General features: G+C 71.2%; 10 protein-coding genes. 6 read left to right on the top strand and 4 right to left on the bottom strand.

Annotated elements, in window-relative coordinates; all coding sequences use genetic code 11:
• Positions 1–12: 12 nt before the first annotated feature.
• The gene (locus WME96_RS16160; RefSeq protein WP_437291004.1) at positions 13–1,026 is read right to left on the bottom strand and encodes a DUF2169 family type VI secretion system accessory protein; all 1,014 of its coding nucleotides are present in this window, start codon (positions 1,024–1,026) and stop codon (positions 13–15) included.
• A 234-nt stretch (positions 1,027–1,260) separates the two neighbouring features.
• Between WME96_RS16160 and WME96_RS16165 the strand changes: the two genes are divergently transcribed.
• Positions 1,261–2,343 (top strand): hypothetical protein, encoded by a 1,083-nt coding sequence (locus WME96_RS16165; protein WP_437291005.1) that lies wholly within the window; start codon positions 1,261–1,263, stop codon positions 2,341–2,343.
• A 47-nt stretch (positions 2,344–2,390) separates the two neighbouring features.
• Here the strand turns inward: WME96_RS16165 and WME96_RS16170 are convergent, their stop codons facing one another.
• Complete coding sequence (locus WME96_RS16170; RefSeq protein WP_437291006.1) at positions 2,391–2,906, bottom strand: hypothetical protein; 516 nt, start codon at positions 2,904–2,906, stop codon at positions 2,391–2,393.
• Between the two features lie 104 nt (positions 2,907–3,010).
• On the opposite strand from WME96_RS16170, the gene WME96_RS16175 reads away from it, so the two are divergent.
• The 5 genes from WME96_RS16175 (at position 3,011) to WME96_RS16195 (ending at position 12,376) form a co-directional block, all read left to right on the top strand.
• Positions 3,011–3,514, top strand: coding sequence for a hypothetical protein (locus tag WME96_RS16175; RefSeq protein WP_437291007.1), 504 nt, complete (start codon positions 3,011–3,013; stop codon positions 3,512–3,514).
• A gap of 255 nt (positions 3,515–3,769) precedes the next feature.
• Complete coding sequence (locus tag WME96_RS16180) at positions 3,770–6,862, top strand: DUF3427 domain-containing protein (RefSeq protein ID WP_437291008.1); 3,093 nt, start codon at positions 3,770–3,772, stop codon at positions 6,860–6,862.
• 353 nt (positions 6,863–7,215) lie between these two features.
• Positions 7,216–8,820, top strand: coding sequence for a hypothetical protein (locus WME96_RS16185; RefSeq protein ID WP_437291009.1), 1,605 nt, complete (start codon positions 7,216–7,218; stop codon positions 8,818–8,820).
• A 2-nt stretch (positions 8,821–8,822) separates the two neighbouring features.
• The gene (locus WME96_RS16190; RefSeq protein ID WP_437291010.1) at positions 8,823–10,097 is read left to right on the top strand and encodes a DUF4190 domain-containing protein; all 1,275 of its coding nucleotides are present in this window, start codon (positions 8,823–8,825) and stop codon (positions 10,095–10,097) included.
• A 296-nt stretch (positions 10,098–10,393) separates the two neighbouring features.
• Positions 10,394–12,376 (top strand): carbamoyltransferase family protein, encoded by a 1,983-nt coding sequence (locus WME96_RS16195; RefSeq protein ID WP_437291011.1) that lies wholly within the window; start codon positions 10,394–10,396, stop codon positions 12,374–12,376.
• A gap of 55 nt (positions 12,377–12,431) precedes the next feature.
• Here the strand turns inward: WME96_RS16195 and WME96_RS16200 are convergent, their stop codons facing one another.
• Positions 12,432–13,259: an FkbM family methyltransferase gene (locus WME96_RS16200; RefSeq protein WP_437291012.1), complete on the bottom strand. Its 828-nt coding sequence runs from the start codon at positions 13,257–13,259 to the stop codon at positions 12,432–12,434.
• A gap of 64 nt (positions 13,260–13,323) precedes the next feature.
• Positions 13,324–21,795, bottom strand: a complete 8,472-nt coding sequence (locus WME96_RS16205) for an amino acid adenylation domain-containing protein (protein WP_437291013.1) — start codon at positions 21,793–21,795, stop codon at positions 13,324–13,326.
• Positions 21,796–21,823 lie beyond the last annotated feature (28 nt).

The raw sequence follows: 21,823 nt of genomic DNA on the forward strand, positions 1-21,823 counted from the left end.
GCGCGCTGTCTCTCACGAATTGCGGCGCGCCACGAGCTGCTTCTCGAACATCATGACGGATTCGAGCATCTCGTATTTGCGCGGCAGCGGCGCCGCGGCGCGGAACGTCAGCTCGACGCGGCCGAGGTCCGCGTCGATGAGCATCGTGTCGAGGTGCGTGGGGTGATCGCGGCGCCGGTCGCCGACGAAGGTCGCGAACCCGGGGGCGATGCGCGGGAGCGAGAACCGCCAGCTCCCTTCCGGCGTCGCGCCGGTCACCTCCACCGGCTCGTCGCCGCGCAGCGGCGCGCTCGACCATTGATCGTGCGCCACGGATACGTTGAACCGCGGATCGAAATCGTCCGGCAGGAGCGGCATCTTCGTCTCTTGCCAGCGTATGTCGTACGTGCCGGCATACGCCGACCGGGGCATCCAGTGCCGGTGGATGGCGCCGAAGGAGGCCGGCTCGTCGTGCGGGCCGCTCCGGCGCTCGAGCTGCGTGGCGGGCTGCGCGACGAGGCGGTCCGGATCGCGCGCGACACCCCGGCCGACGGTATTGCGCGGCTCGCCGAGCGGCCGCGCCGGATCGCTCAGGTCGAGCCCGCCCCAGGCGAGCTCGTACACGAGCGGGACAGGCTCGTGGATCGGGCGCGCCGGGCCGGGCATGAGCCGGCCGAGGAGGCCCCGCTGCCACACGCGGAGGCCGTGGGCGCGCACCGTCTTGTCGATCGGGCCCACCCGCAGCGTGACGTCGACGTGCGTCGCGCCCCGGCCGGGCGGGGGATGTGCGTGCCCGATCAGGATCACGTCGGTCCCTGGCTTGAACAGGAACACGTCCGACGGCTTGCGGACGCTCGACGCCGCGGGGTCCTCGCCGTTGTACTCGTCGCAGAGGTAGGGGCCCGGGCCGTCGGAGACGAGCTCGGAGCGGCCCCCTGGCCCCACGGCGAACGTGTACTTGAGGACGCAGACGAGGTGTTCGCGACCCCCCTCGTCTCGCATCGGGATGGTGGCGTGCTTGGCGCGTGTCTGGTTGACGATGCGCACCGGCCGGCGCTCCGTGGTGCCTGCGATGAGATCACGGCCCCGGCGGGCGCGTCAAGCCGGCGATCGTCGATCGACGCCGGGCATTGGCGTCGGGGCATTGGCGTCGGGGCATTGGCGCCGGGGCATTGGCGCCGGGGCATTCGCGCCGGGGCATTGGCGCCGGGGCATTGGCGCCGGGGCATTGGCGCCGGGGCATTGACGCGGGGGCGCCCGCTCGCGCAAGCTCGACGTCGCGTGTCGAGCCGCACGAGCAGGCCTCCGCCCCGAGCGGTCATCGTTGGCGCCGGCGCGCGCGCCGCCAACGGGCTGACCGCGCTGCAGGTCACGATGGGCGTCCGCGCGGGCAAGCTGGAGCCGCGCGAGTCCCACCTCATCGATCGCGCGGGCGAGCCGATCTCGACGGCGCGACTCGCCTCGATCGGCGATAACGTCACGGGGCTGGATCGCCTGGTGGCGCTCGGCGCCTCGGCGCTCCGGCAGGCGGCGGCGCCGTGGCTCGCCGCGCGGGCCAGCGGCAGGCCCGCGAGCGGGGAGCCCGAGCCGCTGCCGATCCTCGTGGCCGTGCCGAGCGAGCAGCGCCCCGGGCTCGATCCCCGGCTCGGGCGGGACCTCCTGGCGGGGCTCTCGGCCCGCGCGCAGGTGCGGTGCGACCCGGCGCGCTCGCGGCTGTTCTTCGGCTGCCGCGCGGGGGGCGTCGAGGCGGTGATGGCGGCGCTCGACCTGCTCGGTGAGGGCGCCCCTGCGGTTCTCGTGGGGGGCGTGGATAGCTGGTTCGAGCCCGAGGCCCTGGAGCGCCTCGATCGGGAGCTCCGGCTCCACAGCCTGACCGCCGAGAACGGGTTCATCCCCGGAGAGGGCGCCGGCTTCGTCCTGCTCGCCGCGAGCCCTCGGGCGCGCGGCGCGCCGCAGCTCGGGAGCATCCTCTCCGCCGCGACCGACGTGGAGCCGCGCCCCTGGGGCTCCGACGAGCCCTGCCTCGCGGCCGGCATCACGCGCGCCGCGCGGCGGGCGGTCGAGGAAGCGGGCGCCTCGTCGCGCCCGATCGGGTGGCTGATGACCGACGTGGTCGACGAGCGGCATCGGGTCGATGAGTGGGCGTTCGCCGCCGCGCGGATCGCCGATGCGCTCACGCCGGACCACGTGCACGAGCAGCCGCTGCTCGTGACCGGCGATCTCGGCGCCGCCAGCGTGGGGGTGATGCTCGCGATCGCGGTGACGCGCTGGGAGACCGGCTGCGCCCCCGACGCGCAGGTCCTGATCGCGGCGCACGCCGAGGGCGCGGCGCGGGGCGCGCTGGTGGCGGCGGCCGCGCGCTGAGGCGAGCCGGGGCGCTCCACGCGCGGCCTCGAAGGCCGATGAGCGGGCTACCTGCCTGCGCGCGCGCGCCTGTGCGCCTCGAACGCGGCGGCGACGTCGGCGCTGCTCGCGATGCGCGCCGTCCAGGCCCGTTGCAGGTGTCCCCAGGCGCCCAGCGAGAGGCCGGCGGACGCGAGGACCTCGCGAGGGTCCTGCCCGGCCTCCATCTGCGCGCACAGCGCCGCGTAGTCCTCGAGGGGCCGCTCCGGCGACGCAGGGGCGAGCGCCGCGTGCGCGTCGGCCTGGGCGCGCTCGTGGACGGCGAGCAGGTCCAGATCCCGGCGCAGCGCGGCGGCGGCGAGGCGCAGGAGCCAGGTCGTCTCGATCGCCAGGTAACGCGCCTCGTCGAGGCCGTGCGCGGCGAGCACCTCGGCGCGCGGGCGCGCGCCTCCCGCGATCTCGGCAGCGATCCGCGCGTAGCCGGCGAGGTCCACGCCGTCGACCGGCTCGCGCGGCACCGGCCGGCCCTGGTCGGCCTCGGTTCCGCGGGCGAGCAGCGGCAGCAGCTCCTTCACGGCAGGCACGCGGATCGCCTATCGCCGCGCGCCGCGGGGGGCAAGGCTCGGTGAGCCGAGAGGGCGAGACAATCCGCTGGACGGCCGGCGGTCGGCCCGTCCACGATGCGCGCATGGCCGAGGGATCGGAGCGCGACGTCGCCGCGGCTGGGGTGAGCCAGGCAGGGGCGCCCCACGGCATCACGCTGTTCCAGCACGCGGAGATCTCGGCGGAGATCGCCGAGGGGGATCGCTCCCAGGCCGATATCCTGAAGGCGCACGAGCTCACCGAGGCGCAATGGGGCGAGGCGTCGATCTTCTGGATGACCCGCATCGGGGATGACGTCCGCGAGCACGGCGAGGACGCGCGCATTCCGCACCTCTATTCCGACGCCTTCAGCAAGGCGCAGGACGCGCTGAAGCCGCCGCCGAGCCTCGATGCGGCCTCGTATGCCAGGCTCGTGGTCGACATCCAGGCGGCCGGGGGAACGGCGCAGCCGCTCGCCGCGCGCAATCTCTCGCTCGCGGATTATCTGCGCCTGTCCCGCCACATGGCGCGGGTGCTCTCCGCCGATCCGGCGGAGTCGAAGGCGTTCTTCGACGCGTACCAGGGGCTTCAGCCGGCGCCACAGCCCTGAAGCCGCTCCTGCCGCTCCTCGACACGACGCTGCTCACCAGCGCGCCTGGCGCGCCGAGGGGGGCACCAGCCTTTGTGAGTGCGCGCCTGCCGCCGGAGCAGCTCGGCGATGAAGCGCTCGTAGATCAGGAAGGGCGAGACGATCGACGGGGACTGGCGGCGTGGCGAGGAGAGCGCCTGTGTTGAGATGTGTGGGGGCTGTAGCGGTAGGCGAGCGCTCTCGGAGGCGCGCTCGGGTGCCGTAGACTCGCGGGTCATGAAGGCAAGCCGGCGCGGTCTTTACGAGATCCTGGTGACGGAGGCGCTCGCGCCGGGCCTGCGTGAGATCGATGGCGGCCTGGAGGCCTGCACCGGGGAGATCCGGGTCGCCGAGGCCGCCGACCGCATCGCGCTGCACCTGGGTCGCGTCGTGCAGCGCGCGATCGCGGGCGTACCGGACAAGGAGCGCGTGAGCGTGGGCGTGGGGCTGGCGCGGAGGCTGGTCGCGCAGATCGACGAGGTGATCGCCGGCGCAGAGGTCCAGCCGGATGCGCCGGTCGAGCCGGGGACGGTGCTCCGGGCGATCGTGGGGCGGCAGCCGGACGGCAGGCCGGAGACGATCGCCGAGCCGCTCATCCCGCTCCTCGACACGACGCTGCTCACCAACGCGCCGGGCGAGCCCAGGGTGGGTCACCAGCTCCTGACGGAGGTTCGTTCGGCGGACCGCATCGATGTGGTCATGGCGTTCGTCCGCTGGAGCGGCATTGCCCCGCTCCTCGATGCCGTCCGCGTGCACCGCCAGGTGGGCCGGCAGCTGCGCGTGCTGACGACCACGTACACGGGATCGACCGAGGCGCGGGCGCTCGACGCGCTCCGCACGATCGGCGCCGACGTGCGCGTCTCGTACGACACGGGCACGACGCGCCTGCACGCGAAGGCCTGGCTGTTCCATCGCGCATCGGGCTTCTCGACGGCCTATATCGGCTCCTCCAACCTGACGCACACCGCGCAGACCAGCGGACTCGAGTGGAACGTCCGCGTGTCCGGCGCGCGCAACCCGGATGTCGTCGCCAAGGTCGCCGCCGTCTTCGAGAGCTACTGGAACAGCGGCGACTTCGTGCCGTACGAACGCGAGGAGTTCCTCGATCGAACCGAGCAGGCCTCGAGCGGGGCGCGCTCGGTGATGCTCAGCCCGGTCGAGCTCCGCGCAGAGCCGTTCCAGGAGCGCCTGCTCGAGCAGATCGCGCTCTCCCGCGAGCGGGGGCACCACCGCAACCTGCTCGTGTCGGCGACCGGCACCGGCAAGACCGTCATGGCGGCCATCGACTACGCCCGGTTGCGCGAGGCGCTGCCCCGCGCGCGCCTGCTCTTCGTGGCCCACCGCGAGGAGATCCTGGAGCAGAGCCTGGCGACCTTCCGTCAGGGCCTGCGGGATCACGCCTTCGGTGAGCTGTGGGTCGGCGGCCGTCGCCCGCGGCGCTTCGAGCATGTGTTTGCGTCGATCCAGAGCCTCGCTGCGGCAGGGCTCGATGATCTCGACCCGCGCCATTTCGACGTGGTGATCGTCGACGAGTTCCACCACGCGGCCGCGCCGTCGTACCGCGCCTTGCTGGAGCACGTGCGGCCCGTCGAGCTCCTCGGCCTCACGGCCACGCCCGAGCGGAGCGATGGGCTTCCGCTGCTCGGCTGGTTCGACGACCGGATCGCCGCGGAGCTGCGGCTCTGGGACGCGATCGACCAGCATCGGCTGGTGCCCTTCATCTATCACGGCATCCACGACGGGCTGGACCTGCGCGAGGTGCCGTGGCGTCGCGGGCGCGGCTACGACGTCGAGGGGCTCTCCAGGCTGCTCACGGCCAACGACATCTGGGCCCGGCAGGTGGTGGCCCAGCTCGCCGCTCACGTCGATGACCCGCGGAAGATGCGGGCGCTCGGGTTCTGCGTGAGCATCGAGCACGCGCGGTTCATGGCGCGGGTCTTCCGCGATGCGGGCATCGCGGCGACGGCCGTGTGGGGGGATAGCCCCGGTGAGGAGCGGCGCGCGGCCCTGGCGAAGCTGGGGGCGCGGGAAGTGAACGTCGTCTTCTCGGTGGACCTGTTCAGTGAAGGGCTCGATGTCCCCGCGGTCGATACGTTGATTCTCCTGCGCCCGACCGACAGCGCAACGCTCTTCTTGCAGCAGCTCGGGCGCGGTCTGAGGCGCAGCGCCGGCAAGACCGTGTGCACGGTGCTCGACTTCGTCGGGCACCATCGCCGCGAGTTCCGGTTCGATCGCCGCTTCGGAGCCCTGCTCGGCGGGAGCAGAAAGGAGGTGATGCAGCAGATCGAGAGCGGATTCCCGTTTCTTCCCGCGGGCTGCCACATGGAGCTCGATCAAAAGGCGTCGGAGCTGGTGCTCGAGAACATCCGGCAAGCCGTGCCGTCGGGGTGGACGGCCAAGGTCGACGAGCTGCGGCGGATCGGCCGCGGTAGCGACGTGAGCCTCGCGCGGTTCCTCGCGGAAACGGGGCTTGAGCTGGAGGACCTGTATGCCGGCCAGCGGTCGTGGTCCGACCTCCGTGGTGAGGCGGGACTTCCGTTGCTGGCCGCGGGCCCGCACGAGGAGGCGCTGCGGCGCGCGTGCGGGCGGCTGTTGCACGTGGACGACTTCGCGCGGATCGAGGCGTATCGCCGGCTGCTCGCGTCCGAGGCGTGTCCGGATCCGGGGGCGATGAGCGTGCGCGAGCGACGGCTCTTGCGCATGCTCGTCGCCACCGTGGCGGATCGCGCGGTCGGCAAGACGGCCACGCTGGCGCAGGCCTGCGCGCTGATCTGGGCGCACCCCCAGGTGCGCGCGGAGATCATCGAGCTGACGGGCGTGCTCGCCGGGCGCGTCGACCATGTTCATCGGGCGCTCACGACCCACCCGGACGTGCCGCTCGAGGTGCACGCGCGCTATTCGCGCATCGAGATCCTGGCGGCGTTCGGGGTCGGGGGCAGCGCGAAGGTCGCGCCATGGCAGACAGGGGTGTACTGGGCGAAGGACGCCAGGGCCGACCTGCTCGCGTTCACGCTCGACAAGACCAGCGGGCAGTTCTCGCCGACAACGCGCTACCGCGACCACGCCATCAGCCGGCAGCTCATCCACTGGGAGAGCCAGTCGACCACCCGCGCCGAGAGCGAGATGGGTCGGCGCTACCGGCAGCACGAGGCGCTCGGCACGGCGGTGATGCTGTTCGCGCGGCTGCGCAGCGATGAGCGGGCGTTCTGGTTCCTGGGGCCGGCGAGCTACGTGCGGCACGAGGGCGAGCTGCCGATGGCGATCACGTGGCGGCTGGACCATGCGCTGCCGGGAGACCTGTTCGCGTCGTTCGCGGCGGCGGTGGCATGACGGGGCGATCCGGGCCCACGCAGCCTACTGCGAAGAGCCGAGAGGCGCAGAAACTGGCTACCCGACGGCGCGAACGGGGCGGGGAAGGACAGCTCTCCTTCTGTTCCCAGGTACGCGCCGGTATCGCGAGATGGCGGGTGCGCACCGCCCGCAGCGGATCAGGGGAGATGCTGTCCCACCATCTTGCGAGGGAGCGTTGACAAGCAGGGGCGCCCCACCGAACCTGACCGTTGCGCATGGGACGCCGTAGCCCTCGACTCTTCCCTCGCGCGCGTCTTCCACGGGGAGGCGGGCGGCGTGGCGGATCGGCCGGAGCGGTCGCGATCCTGATCCTGATCGCGATCGCATCTGGCTTGTACGTGCTCGCGGCGATCCTGGCTGCGATCGGCGCGGTGCTCGCAACACCGTATCCGTGGATCGCGCTGGGGCTCGTCGGCACAGGCTATGTCGTTTACCGCGAGCGCCTCGCCCAGCGCGGGTTGACGGGATCGGAGGGCGGACACCCGCTCGTGGTGCTCGCGGTGCTCGGCGCCCTGACTGCCGTTGTTGCACTGCTCCTGTACGCACTCGTCATGGTGCTGATGATCCCTGCTGTCTGGATCTTCCTCGGCGTCGGGGGCGCCGGCTACGCGATATACCGAGTGGCGCGGCGGATCTGGCGCGAGCGCCTGGAGGTCCTGTTCCTCGACACGGTGGCCGCCCGCCACGCGTCGGATCCGAGGGCTGCCGAGCTGCTCGATGCGCTCGAGCACCGCGGAAGGCATGAGGCCGACGCGTGGTTGGTCGTCGCAGCCGACGCTGCAAGCCGGGCACGATACCAGGATGCGCTCGCGGCCTTGGAACGAGCCGCGACGCGAACCGGTAGCATTGGCCGGCTCTCGTCGGGCATGGTGCTGGCCTTCCCCGGGCTGCCTGCGCCGCTGTTATTCCGCCCGGATGGCAGGGACTTCGGCAACGTCGAGGTCGCGATGGCCCAGATGCATGTGCTCGCCGGGGCTCCGCGCAAGGCGCTGGATGCCCTCAAGCTCGCCAACTCCGATCCCGCTTATCCGATGGGGATGTGCGCGCTGGCGAATGCGCACGTCGCGTTGGGCGAGGTCGACCAGGCAACGACGGCGCTGGCGCAAGCTGCGGATGCACCGAGCGTTGCCCCAGAGCTGTCGCGCTGCCTGCGATACAAGCTGGCAAGGTTGCTGGAAGGCCACGAGTCCCGCTCCGCTGCCGTACGGGAATACAAGGCGTTGATCGCGCAGGGCGGCCATGAGGACGCGGCCGAGCGCCTCAAGGCGCTGCGGGCAGAGATCAAGGAGGAGCGGCGACGCGACGAAGAGGCGCGGAGAATCCAGGAGGAGGCGCAGCGTCGAGACGCCCTGAAGAACGCGGTGGCTCACGCGGAGAAGCTCCGCGCCGGGGGCCATCACGGCGTTGCGGTGACAGAGCTCCGCCGCGCGCTGGGGCTCGCCATGGATGACGAGACCGCGCGCGCGCTCCGCTACACGCTCGCGGTCACCCTGGAGGACGCCGGGTCGCCGACGCAGGCCGCTGCGGAGTACGAGTCGCTCGGCGACTACCAGGACGCAGCGGCGCGCCGGGAGGCGATCCGAGTCGAGGAGGAGGCGCGCCCCCAGCGGGCGCTGCGCGCGCAGGAGCAGGCAACGCTGGATCAGGCGCTCGCGAAGCTCGAGGCGGCGAGGGGACCTGCCGGACGGAGGAGCGCCGTGCGGGCCGGCCTCGACCGGCTCACGCTCCAGGATCTGCGCGATCAACTCCTGCTGGAGGCCTCGCGGATCGAGGTCGATGCCGTCCTGGAGAAGGTGGACGGGCTCAGGACCGCGGCAGCAAAACGCCGCCACCTGCTCGCCGCGCTCGAGGCCCTCCGCGCCGACGACATCCCGGACGACCTGCAGGCGCAGCAGATCCGATGGATCGAGGAAGCGCTCGCGGCGCTGGAGGCGTGACGATGGCAGAGCAGAATCCGCCCAGCACGCCGCCCGAGCCTCCCGCAGCGCCGCTCGGCCCGAACCCGGTGCCGAGCCTGGAGGGGCTCTTCCCTCGGATCCATCCGTCGAGCGAGACACTCTTCCTGCTGGGCGTCGCGGCCCTGGTGCTTGGACCTCTCGCCGGCGTGCCAGCGATCTTGCTCGGCGGGCTCGTGCTCCGCGAGATCACCCGCTCGGACGGGCGATACACCGGTGAGGACAGGGCAAGGCTCGGCATCGGTCTCGGGTGGGCCGGGACCCAGATCTACACGCTGCTGTTGCTCTACATGATCGGCGCCGCCTCCGAACCCGTGGCGCTCGCCGTGCTCGGGGCAGGCGTCGTCGCCGGCCTGGCGATCGCGATCGGCGCCGGCGCCGCAGGGGCTCCCCAGCCGCTCGCGGCCGCGGCACGGGCCTCGCGCCGGGCGCCGTGGGTGATCTACCCCGCTGTGGCCGGTCTGCTCGGCGTGGGCCTCGCGGGCTTCCTCACCAAGCGGAGCGCCGACGAGCGCGCCCGTCTGGAGGCGCTCGCCGCCTGCCAGGAGGCGCGCCGCAGCGCGGGTGAGGCGCTGGAGGCGGCGAGCTTCGACCAGGCGCGATCGCATCTCCAGGAGGCGCGGCGCACCTGTGTCGAGGGGGCGGCGCTGCAGGAGGTCGCGCGTACGGAGGCAGAGGTCGACGCGAGGGAGCGCGAGGCCATCCAGCGGCGCGCAGAGGAGGAAGCCGCCCGCAAGGAGCGGGAGCGCGCCGAGGAGGAGCGGGAGCGGGCCGAGGAGCAGCGGAGGCGGGCGGAGAGGGAGCAGATGGCCGCTGCGCGGTTCAAGGAGGTCGCTCCGGCGATCGCACGTCAGGTGCAGGTCGCCTCCGCGTGGGCAACGCAGCGACGGTGGGAGGATGCCCAGGCGGCGCTGAGCCAGGCGGAGCTCGCGCTGGACGAGTTCCGGGGGACCGACGTGCAGCGCTCGGAGCGCGGCGCTGCGCTCCTCGCGCAGGTCGTGCGGCTGCGCCCGGACGTCGACGCGGGCGTGGAGCAGACCCGGCAGCGGCGAGAAGCAGAGGAACGGCGGCGGCAGGAGCTCAAGGCGGCGGCAGAGGAGAGACTGCAGCAGATGAAAGAGGCAGCCGAGGAGAGGCGACAAGCGAGCCTCCGGGTGCAGTGCTGCGATGGCACGCTCTCGCCGAGCTGCCTTTGCGGTCGCTCCTCCTACCGTGGTTGCTGCTCACATCATGGCGGCGTCTGCGGTTGCGAGGATTGAGGGCCGAGCGCGAGGCGCTCGCCGGATTCCTTCTAACCGATCTCGCGTGGGTGATAAACCTCCACGAAGGAGCCGGCGCGGCGTCGTTTGTCGTGGCTCACGAGCACGAAGCGCCTGGCCACATGCTCCCTGTTCGCTGCCTCCGAGAGCCATGCTCCGGCAGAAACACGAATGGAAGTAGCCCCTTTCGTCGCGTCGATCGCGCCGCTCGAGTCTTTTATTGATTGCCATGTCCGCGCGTCGATTTGCCCATCGACGATGGTTTACTTATCGCATTCGAATGCTACCCTCCACTCATGCGAATCCTTGGCATTAGCGGCGGCCACGAGCCGGACCATCAAGGTTATCCGAGACCAGCATTCAACGCGGCGACGTCGCACGACGGCGCCGCCGTCCTCCTCGAGGACGGAGAGGTAGTCGCGGCGATCGAGCAAGAGCGGCTCAACCGCCTCAAGCATTCGAACAAGGCCCCCTTCCAGGCAGCGCGCTTCTGCCTGGAGAGCCGGGGACTCCGCGTCGACGATGTGGACTACATCTGCTTTTACATCAGCGAAGACTGGTGCAACGCCCAGGTGAAGCGCGGGCTCTTCTCCGCCGACCCCGAGCTGCGTACGGCGCACGATGTCATGCGGCGCCTCGTGCTCGCCGAGTTCGGCGTCGACGTGGCGCCCGAGCGAATCCAGTTCGTGAAGCACCACACGGCCCACGCGATGAGCGCCCTGATCGGCTCGGGGTACGAGAGCAGCCTCGTGTTGACGCTGGATGGCTGCGGCGACGGCGAGTCGGGATCCGTCTCCGTCGGCTCCGGCGGCGAGCTTCAATCGCTCAGAGACATCGCGGAACGGGACTCGCTGGGCAATTTCTACCTCCAGGTGATACGGTTCCTCGGGTTCTCGCTGTTCGACGAGTACAAGGTCATGGGGCTCGCCCCGTACGGCGATCCGCGCAGGTACCGGGCGCTGTTCCAGGCGATGGTCACGCTGCTCCCGGAGGGCGCGTGGGCCATCGACGCCGACAAGATCGTCGATCTCCACGACGTGATCCGGCCGCGCGCCCCGCGGGAGCCGATCACGCAGGACCACAAGGACATCGCCGCCTCGCTCCAGGAGGCGCTCGAGACCATCGTCTTCCATTGCCTGCGGCACTTCCAGCGCGAGACCCGACAGGCGAGCCTCTGCTTCGCGGGCGGCGTCGCGCACAACTGCACATTGAACGGGAAGCTCCTCCGCTCCGGGCTCTTCGAGCGGGTGTTCGTCCAGCCAGCCGCGCACGACGCCGGCTGCGCGCTCGGCTCCGCCATGGCCGTGCACACGCGAAAGGCCCCGGCGCGGCGACCGCCCGCGATCAGCCATCTGTACTGGGGAAGGCACATCGGCGAGCGGGCCGAGGTGCGGCGAGCGCTGGACGCGTGGCGCGATCTCATCAGCGTGGAGGAGCTCGCCGACGCGCCGAAGGCCGCGGCCGAGCTGATCGCGGCGGGGAACGTGATCGGTTGGGCTCAGGGCCGGTCCGAGTTCGGTCCCCGCGCGCTCGGCAACCGCAGCATCGTGGCGGATCCCCGGCCGGCGGCGAACAAGGACATCATCAACGCCATGGTGAAGAAGCGCGAGGAGTTCCGGCCCTTCGCGCCGTCCGTCACCGAGGAGGACGCGCACGACTACTTCGATCTCGGCGGCGCGGAGACCATGCCCTTCATGATCTTCACGGTGCCCGTCCACGAGCACAGGCGACAGCAGCTCGGCGCCATCACCCACGTGGACGGGACCGCGCGGGTCCAGACGGTCTCCAGGCGCACGAACCCGCGCTTCTGGCAGCTCATCCGGGCCTTCGGCGACATCACCGGCGTACCGGTGGTGCTCAACACCTCCTTCAACAACAACGCCGAGCCGATCGTCGACTCGGTCGACGACTGCGTGACCTGTTTCCTGACGACGCGGCTCGACAAGCTCGTCGTCGGCGACTACCTCGTCCACAAGAAGCCTGCGCCGCCGTCGGCCTATGCGGAGCTCGTCCCGTCGTTCCCGACCTTCGTGAAGCTGCGCTCGCTGCGGGGCCCCACGCCGGGCGGCCACGTCGTCGAGCGCGCGATCGTCACGACCTACAACGACGCGAAGTACCCTGTCTCTGAAGAGACGTTCGAGGTCCTGTGGCGGGCCGACGGCCAGAAGCGGCTCCGCGAGCTGCTCGACGACGTGACGGACCGCGAGGCGGTGATCGCCGAGCTGATCGAGCTCTGGTCGCAGCGCGTGGTGCGCCTTCTGCCTGCTACCGGCCACTGACGGCGGATGAGGGGGGGAGGCGCCGAGCACCCCGAGGCCGGCGCTCCCCCGCATTCTACCGGTACCCCGCCATGGTGATGATCACGTCCTCGGGGCAGATCTGATCGGTCTCCACCTCGAACCCGTGATCGCGCAGCATCCGCCGGACGCGCTCGCCTCTCCCGCCGAAGTCGTGCAGCTCGAGGACGATGGCCCGGATCCTGCCCCAGTCGCCGGGGCGAATGCCTTCCAGCACGTCGATCTCGGCCTTCTCGGCGTCGATCTTGAGCAAGTCGATGTGATCGATCTGCTCCCGCTCGATGAGCTCGGACAGCGTCGTGAGCTCGCATTCGACGCGCCTCATGCCACGCCTCATCCACCACGAATGACAGTCGATGAGCAGCGAGTTCACCGCGCGCGGGAGGTACGTCATGTAGGCCGGCAGATCCGCGTGGTGCTTCTCTCGGATCCGCTCGTCGTAGATGGCCGCGAGCGTGGCCTGCTTGTCGTCGCTCGCCATCATGTCGTACATGCTCGAGATGGCGCTCTGGCGCGGAGCGTAGTGGAAGGTCGCGGCGCCCGCGGCTCGACCGAGGCCCGCGCGGTGCAGGCGCACGCGCTCCGGTCCCGACGACCCCAGGTTCATCCGCAGGAGCTCGAAGGTCTCGGGGATCGGCTCGAAACAGTGGATGCGCGCTCGTCCGCCGGTGCGCTTCAGCACCTCGAGCGCGAAGAGGCCGATGTTCGCGCCGACGTCGATCACCGTCACGTCTCCGCCGGCCAGGAGGCTCTGCACGCGAGGCCTGAAGTAGCCCTGCACCTGGAGATGCAGGGTCCTCGCCATGTCGGGGACGCGATCGTGAACGACCCTCTGGTCCGGCAACTGGATTGCGAACGTCTTCATGCTGGTTCATCCCAATGGGTTGTGTCCGTCTCTCGCGCCGCGCGCACAGGAGCGCGGGCTCCGCTCACCGGCACGCGCGCGCGATCGCCCGCAGATCGTCGATGACGTCGTCTGCGACCCGCTGCGCCGTCGCTGGCGTATGCACGTTTGCGCTGTAGCGCCACCGGAACATCAGGGCCTCTCCGCGGACCAGGACGTGGCACTCGAACAGGTTGAACCGCAGGTTCGTCGCCGCCTCGTCATACCCCGTGGATTCATTCGCCACGCGCAAGATCGATCCCTGCGCAGGCGGCTCGATGCGCCCCTGGTAGTTGAACAGGATCCCCGGTCGCTTCCGGAGCCGCCCGAGCTCCGCGCTGAGCCGGGCGTCACCGCCGAGGTACTTGAGGAGGTTGTAGCCATGGCCCCCGTTCGGGATGCGATCGATCTGCCGGCTCACGTCGAGCAGCGCCGCGAGGGGCTCTTCCTGGCTCGAGCGCCGGAGCACGAGCACCCGCTCGGCGCTCAGCCAGCCCACCGTGCGCGACGCGTCGAGCTTCGCGCGGTGGGGCATCAGATCACGCCCCGAGTTCAGGACCATGATGTCCTGGAGGGAGCGGCCCGTCCAGGCGGTCACGCCGCGGAGGACAGCGGCGATGAGCGCGTTCTCCGTGCTCACCCCGAAGCGCGCCGGCAGGTCCCGCAAGATGACCTGGGACTCCTGTTCGGGGAGCGACGCCCAGTGATCGCGGACCGACTCCACGGTATAGAGATGGCGGGTCGCCGGGTGGTCCGCCGGGAGGAGGTCGATCTCGTCCCAGGGCAGCGAGAGCCAGTAGGCGCGCTCGTTCGGTAGGATCTCGTCGTTCACCCACCGCTCGAGCGCGCGCGTCCAGCGGCCGGGCGAGGTGCCCCTGGACGGCAGGCGGGGCGCGGCCGTCGTCGCGAGCTGATGCGCGAGCTGATGATAGATGGATTGCAGGTCGAGCGCGGCGATCATCATCGACATCCAGTCGACGACGAGGTGGTGCGCGTTGAGCCACAACCGGCCTTGCCCCTGCTCGTTCCACCGGAAAAACACGATCCGGAACAGCCGCCCGCGCTCGAGCTCGTACTCGTCCTGCATGCGATCGCAATGCCGCTCGAGCTCGGCCGGGCGCTGATCCTCCGGGACCCTCGACAGATCGACACAGGCGAACGGCGCCTCGGTCCACGGCGCGTCGATCACCTGGCGAAAGCCGCTCGGAGCGCGCTCGAAGCGCGCGCGGAGCGCCTCATGGCGGTTCACGAGGATCAGCGAAGCGCGAGCGAGCCTGTCGAGATCGAGCGGCGCCACGGCCTCGAGCAGCAGATTCACGTTCCAGCGCGCCGGGCGCGTGCGCTCGTGGGCCTGCTCCAGGTACCAGCGCTGGAGGACGGTGAGCGGTTGCTCCCCGATCTCTCGTTCGACGTCCCCCTCCGCGCGGTCCGGGGAGGCGCAAGCGGTCACGAGGCGCGCGACCGTCTGGTGCTGGAAGAGCTGCCTCGGCGTGATGTCGAGCCCCGCCTCCCGCGCCCGCTCCACCAGCGCAATGCCAAGGAGCGAATCCCCTCCAAGCGCGAAGAAATTGTCGTCCACGCCCACCCGATCCAGCTTGAGGACGCCGGCCCAGAGGGCGGCCATCCGGCGCTCTGCCTCCGACGACGGCGCCCGGTAGGCCGCGCTCGCCCCGGGGCGGTGCTGGAGAGCGAGATCGAGGACAGCCCTCCGATCGACCTTGCCGTTGGCCGTCAGAGGCATGCGCTCCAGCGCGACCCACGCGCTGGGTACCATGTACGGCGGCAGCCTCGCGGCGACGACCTCCTCCAGGACGCGAGGCTCGAGCGCGGCGCCCCGTTCAGCCACGTAGCAGGCGACGAGGCGCCTGGTCCCGCTCGGGGTCGACTCCACGCACACCACCGCTTGCCTGACCTCGGGATGCTGCGCCAGCGCGGCTTCGATCTCGCCGAGCTCGATGCGGTTTCCCTGGATCTTCACCTGGAAGTCCTCCCGTCCGGTGAACTCGATGTTCCCGTCCGGAAGGAATCGCCCGAGGTCGCCAGTCCAGTAGAGCCGCTCGCCCGTCTCCGGGTGCTCGAGGAAGCGCTCCGCGGTCTGCGCGGGATCCCGATAGTAGCCGCGGGCGAGGCAGATCCCGCCGACGTACATGCGGCCGACAACCCAGTCGGGACACGGCTGCATGCGCTCGTCGAGCACGTGGACACGCTGGTTCGGGAGGGGCTTGCCGTAAGGGATGCTCTTCCATGTCGGATCCACCTCTCCGATGGGATAGAAGATCGACCAGATCGAGGTCTCCGTCGGCCCCCCTGCGCCGATGACCTGCGCCCCCGGGCAAACGCGGCGGATCCGATCGGGCAGGGACACGGGGATCCAGTCGCCGCTCAGGATGACCCATCGCAGCGAGGGGCACGCCCGAGGACCGCCGCCGAGGTGCTCGATGAACATCTGCATCAGCGCGGGTACGGAGTTCCATACCGTGATCTGGTGGGTCTCGATGAGCTGCCGAAAGTAGGCCGGATCCCGCGCGCCCTGCGGTGAGGGGATGACCAGGGTGCCTCCCGCGCCGAGCAGTCCGAACACGTCGTACACGGAGAGGTCGAAGTGAACGGCCGAGAGCGCGAGGGCGCGATCCGAGGGGGAGACCTGGAAGCGTTCGTTGATCTCGAGGATCGTGTTCAGCGGGCCGCGGTGATCGAGCGCCACGCCCTTTGGCTTGCCCGTCGAGCCCGACGTGAACAGCACGTAGGCGAGATCGTCCGGCCCCTGGACGGCCGCGACCGGGCTGTCGTCCTCCGACACGAACGCGCTGTCGTCGTCGACCGCGATCAGGCGCAGGGCGTCGGGCCAGGCCAGCGAGGAGGCCAGACGCTCCTGCGTGAGGACGATCTCCACCTGGCCCTGATCCAGGGTCGTGCGGATGCGTTCGATGGGCCACTCCGGATCGACGGGCAGGTACGCCGCTCCCGATTTGAGGGCCGCCAGGATCGCCACGATCTGCGCCCATCCCTTCGCTGCGGCCACCGCGACGAGCGCATTCGGTCGGGCTCCGAGCGCGCGAAGGCGCCGGGCGAGCGCGCTGCTCTGCCGATCGAGCTCCCCGTACGTCAACGTCCTCTCGGGGCTGATGACCGCCGGTGCGGAGGGCCGCAGCGCCGCTTGCCGCATGAACCCGCTGTGCAGGAGGTCGCTCGAGACCTCACGCGTGGTGCCGTTGACGCGCGCGCGGACAGCTCGCTGCCGCTCCGGGAGCTCGATGGTCGCCGCCCTGGTCCAGGACGCGTCGTCCCGAGAAAGGCGGCTCAGGAGCGCCTCGTACACCTCCAGGAGATCCACCGCGAGGCCTTCAGGAAACAGATCGTCCGCGGCGCTGGAGCTCAGCGCGAAGCCCCCCTCGTCCTGCCGGATCTCGTGCTCGATGCAGGAAGTCTGCGTGCCTTGTCCACCTCGCTCGGATTGGACGGGCGCGGGGACGTGCAGCCGGACAGCCGTCGCGCCGGGGTGAAGCACGCCTTCGTCCGGCGCTCGCGTCCCGGGCGCCATGGCCTCGTCGAGGGACCGGGCAAGCTCGACGAACGGCGTCTCGCCACCGCGGCTCACCTCGATCGGGCCGCTCCCCGCGCCGATGGAGACGGACAGCACGCCGTCCGGCGGCTCGCCCGACACGCCGACCACAACGACGAGCGGCGACGTGCTCCACGCGGCGACCGCCTGCGCGAAGGCGGCGACGACAGCTGCCCCCGGGCTCACGCCGAGGAGCGCCGCGCGCGCCTCGATGCCGCGAATGAGCCCGGCGTCGACGCGCCGGGTGCGGCGGACGAGCCGAGGAGGCTCCGCCGCAGGGTCGCTCCGCACGAACGGGAGCGCGGGCGCCGAGAGCGCCCGGCGCGCAGCCGCTGCCGTCGCGGGTCCGAGCGCGTCGCGGGGGAGGAGCGCCGAGACCCTCGTGTCGGGCTCGCGCGTCGCCTCGGTGAGGAGGCGCTGGAAGAGCTCGGCGTGGCGCGCGATCGTCGCCTCGCAGAACAGCGCCGTGTCGTACTCGATATGACCGCTCAGGGTCGCGCCGTCGTGCTGCATCGACAGGGTGATGTCGTACTGCGACGTCCCGGGGTCGAGGTCGATGGGCGTCACCCGCGCCCGCCCCAGCGCGACCGGCGCGGGCACCTTGGGCTGGAAGGCGAACATCACCTGAAACAGCGGAGTCCGGCCGAGGTCTCGCTCCGGTCGAACGGCGTTGACGAGCCGCTCGAAGGGGATGTCCGCGTGAGCGAACACGCGCACCGCCGTGCTGCGCACCCGCGCGAGGAGCGCGCTGAAGGGCGGATCGTCCCCAAGGTCGCCGCGGAACACGAGGGTGTTCACGAAGCACCCGATGACGCCCTCGAGCTCCGGGTGATCGCGCCCCGCGATCGGCGTCCCGACGAGGAGGTCCGCCTGCCCGCTGAGCCGATGGAGCAGCGCGAGAAACCCGCCCATCAAGACCATGAACGGCGTGACGCCGCGCTCGCGGCCGAGGCCCTCGATGGCCTCCGTCAGCGCTCGCGAGAGGCGGAAATGGTGCCGCGCCCCCTGAACCTGCTTCTCCGCGGGACGAGGGTGATCCGTCGGGAGATCGAGCGTTTGACTGGCGCCCGCGAGCTCGGCCTTCCAGAAAGCGATCTCCTCGCTCCGCGTCGCCTCGTCCCAGCACCGCCGCTCGTGGACCGCGTGGTCGCCGTGCTGGACCGGGAGCGCGCCCCAGCGGGGGCGCTCGCCCGTCGAGATCGCTTCATAGGCGGCGGCGAGCTCGCGCACGAAGATCTCGTGCGACCAGCCGTCCGTCACGATGTGGTGCATCGCGAACGCGAACAGGTATCGCTCGTCGTCGATCTGCGCGAGCTCGGCCCGCACCAGGGGGCCTCTGGCGAGGTCGAACGGGCGCCCGGCCATCCGCCGGAGCCGCGCCAGCGCCGCCGCCTCGCGCGCGTCCGGCGCGAGCGCCGGGTGACGGTGATCGATCTCCTCGAAGTCGAGCTGCGCTGACGGCTGAACGATCTGGACGGGCGCCCCGTCCACGACGCGGAACACGGTGCGGAGCGCCTCGTGCCGCTCGATGACGGCATGGAGCGCGCGCTCGAGGGAGCGCACGCACAAGGGCCCCGCGATCTCGGCCGCACCACCGACGTTGTAGGCCCCTGTCCCGGGCGCCAGCCGGTCCAGGAACCAGAGCCGCGTCTGCGCGTACGACAGGGGGATCACCGCGCCCGGGTCGCGGCGGCGCAGCGCCGGACGCGTCGATGGACGCGCGATCTGCTCGATCCGCTGCGCCAGATCGGCGAGCACCGGCGTGTCGAACAGCCACCGGAGCGGCACCTCGGCGCCCGCTCGCTCGCGGAGGCGGGAGACGACGCGCATCGCGAGCAGCGAGTGGCCCCCGAGCTCGAAGAAATGGTCGGTCCTGCCCGGCGCGCGCCCGAGGAGCTCTTCCCACACAGCGGCCACCAGCCTCTCCGTCTCGGTCGCCGGGGCCTGCCGATCTCGCGCCGGCGCGCGCTCCAGCGCGTCCGGGCCCGGGAGCGCCTTACGGTCGATCTTGCCGTTCGGCGTCTGCGGCAGCCGCGGCAGCTCGACGAAGCGCGCCGGGATCATGGCTTCGGGCAAGAACGCGCGCGCGTGCGCCCTGAGCGCGTCGGGGCTCACCGGCTCCGCCGCGGGCACGTAATAGGCCACGAGCACCGACTCGCCCACCGGGTCCCGGTGCGCGGCGCAGACGCACTCCCTGACGCCGGGGTGGCGCGCCACGGTCGCCTCGATCTCGCCGAGCTCGACGCGGAAGCCGCGAATCTTCACCTGATGATCGATCCGGCCGAGGAACTCGAGCTGCCCGTCCTGCGTGATGCGCGCCAGGTCGCCGGTCCGGTACATCCGCGCGCCCGGCGCCGTCGAGAACGGGTCCTCGACGAAGCGTTCCCGGGTCAGGTCGGGCCGGCCATGATAGCCGCGGGCCAGGCCCGCTCCGCCGATGTACAGCTCCCCGGCCACGCCGATCGGGAGCCGCTCGCGCCGCTCATCCAGGATGTAGATGCGCGTGTTGGCGATGGGAGATCCCAGGGTGATCCTGTCCGGATCGTCGACGCGCGCCGCGGCGGACCACACGGTCGTCTCCGTCGGGCCATACAGGTTCCAGAGGCAACCCGCGCGCACCCTGAGCTCCCGGGCGAGGTCCGGCGGGAGCGCCTCCCCGCCCGACAGCGCACGGAGGTGCGGGCTGCCGGTCCACCCCGCCGCGAGCAGGAGACGCCAGGTGCTCGGCGTCGCCTGCATGACCGTCGCTCCCGAGCTCTCCAGCGCTCGCAGGAGCGCGGTGCCGTCCCGCGCTTCGGCGGCGGACACGAGGACCGTCTTTCCGCCGACGCTCAGCGGCAGAAACAGCTCCAGGACGAAGATATCGAACGACGCCGTGGTCACCGACAGCATCACGTCGCCGGCGTCGAGACCGGGCCTGTCCCGCATCGCCTCAAGGAAGTTCACCACGCTGCGGTGCTCGACCTGAACGCCTTTGGGGTGTCCGGTCGAGCCCGACGTATAGATGATGTAGGCGAGATCCCGGCTGCAGGGCGGCGCCACGAGCGGCTCCTCGGCCAGGCCGCCCCCCGCGGTGAGATCCTCGAAGAACACGGTCCGCTGCGGCTCGCCGGCGAGCGACAACCGCAGCGCGCGCTGCGTGAGCAGGACGGCGGCCCCGAGATCGCGCAGGATGTAGCCGATGCGCTCGCCCGGCAGCGCGGGATCCAGCGGCACGTAGGCGCCGCCCGATCTCAGGATCGCGAGCAGCCCGATGACGAGATCGAGCGATCGCTCCATGCAGATCGCCACCGGGACGCCCGCGCCGACGCCCATCGCGCGCAGCCGGCGCGCGAGACGGGCGGAGGCGCGGTCGAGCTCTCCGTACGTGATCTCGTCCTCACCGAACGCGAGCGCGACGCGCTCCGGATGGCGCTGCGCCTGCCGCTCGAAGAGCTCGTGCACACAGAGATCGTCGGGAAAAGGCCGCTCCGTCCCGTTCCATTGCTCGAGGAGCAGCGCGTCGTCCTCGTGCACGACCGGCAGATGGAGCACGCGTGTGTCGGGGCGCGCGGCCGCCGCGCGCAGGAGCGCCTCGTAGCTCCTGAGCATCCGGTCCACCGTCTCGCGGCGGAACAGATCGGTGTCGTACTCCAGATCGAGCCGGATGCCCTGCGGGCGGTCCCAGGCCTCGACGGTCCAGTCGTACTTCGACGTCATCACCGGCACCTCGACCGGATCGAGCGTGAGCGCCGTGAAGACCGGCAGATCGGCCGCCGCGTTCTGCAGGATGAACAGGGTCTGGAACAGCGCCGCGTGGGACGTGCTCCTCTCGGGTTGCAGCGCCTCCACGAGCAGCTCGAACGGCAGATCGTCGTGCGCGAAGGCGTCGAGCACGTCGCGCTTCGTCCGGCGGAGGAGCTCGACGAAGCTGGGGTCGTCCGAGAGGTCGGCGCGGAGCGCGAGGTTGTTGACGAACATCCCTGCGAGCGGCTCGATCTCTCGCCGCGTCCGCCCGGCGATGGGCGACCCGACCACGACATCGAGCTTCTGCGTCACGCGACACAGGAGGACCTGGTACGCGGCGAGGAGCGTCATGAAGAGGGTGACGCCCTCCCGCTGGCATAGCGCCTTCACCGCCGCGGAGAGCCGGGGTGACAGCGTGAGCGACGCCTTCGCTCCCCGGTGCGCCTGCGAGGCCGGGCGCGGCCGGTCCAGCGGAAGCTCGACGAGCGCCGGCGCGCCGCGCAGCCGCTCCTTCCAGTACGCGAGCTCCCGTTGAAGGCGCTCCTGGCTCCACTGGCCTCGCTGCCAGACGGCGTGATCGCCATACCGGACGGGCAGCTCGGGCAGCCGCGGGGCGCGCCCCGCGACCAGCTCATTGTAGAGCACGGCGAGGTCCCGGAGCAGCACACCCCAGGTCCAGTGATCGCTGGCGATATGATGCGTCGCCAGGAGCAGGACGTGCTCCTGCGCGGTCAGGCGAAAGAGGGCCGCCCGGAGGAGGTCGCCTCGCTCCAGGACAAAGGGCGCATGGGCGATCTCTGCGCATCGGTGGACGAGCTCGCGCTCGCGGGCCGGCGGCGCCATCGTGGAGAGGTCCGTGACCGCCACGGCGACGCCGGACGCTGGCAGCACCTCCTGATACGGGTCCTCGGCGTCCTCGCCGAAGCGCGTCCGCAAGATCTCGTGCCGCTCCGCGAGGAGCGAGATCGCCCGCTCGAGCGCCGCCACGTCGAGCGAGCCCCGGAGGCGCGCCGCCCCGTGGAGGTTGTACGCAGGGCTGTCGGGCGCGTACTGGTACAGGAACCAGAGCCGCTGCTGCGCGAACGACAGGGGGAACCTCGACCGCGTCCCGGTCCGCTCCGGCCCCGCCGCCGCGCCACCGCCGGACGGACGCTGTCCCTTCAGCTTCGCGACGAGCGCCTTGAGCTCCTCGGACGACAGGCCTTTGATCCGCTGCTGCAGCTCGCTCAACGTGACGTTCCTCTCCCGGTTTCCCGGT

This window comes from Sorangium sp. So ce406 (assembly GCF_051474675.1).
In the GTDB taxonomy this organism is placed as follows: domain Bacteria; phylum Myxococcota_A; class Polyangia; order Polyangiales; family Polyangiaceae; genus Sorangium; species Sorangium cellulosum_G.

What these genes read in the sequence shown, in the direction of transcription:
- WME96_RS16175 (WP_437291007.1), top strand. Translation starts at nt 3,011, where the DNA reads ATGGCCGAGGGATCGGAGCGCGACGTCGCCGCGGCTGGGGTGAGCCAG.
- WME96_RS16180 (WP_437291008.1), top strand. Translation starts at nt 3,770, where the DNA reads ATGAAGGCAAGCCGGCGCGGTCTTTACGAGATCCTGGTGACGGAGGCG.
- WME96_RS16200 (WP_437291012.1), bottom strand. Translation starts at nt 13,259, where the DNA reads ATGAAGACGTTCGCAATCCAGTTGCCGGACCAGAGGGTCGTTCACGAT.
- WME96_RS16190 (WP_437291010.1), top strand. Translation starts at nt 8,823, where the DNA reads ATGGCAGAGCAGAATCCGCCCAGCACGCCGCCCGAGCCTCCCGCAGCG.
- WME96_RS16195 (WP_437291011.1), top strand. Translation starts at nt 10,394, where the DNA reads ATGCGAATCCTTGGCATTAGCGGCGGCCACGAGCCGGACCATCAAGGT.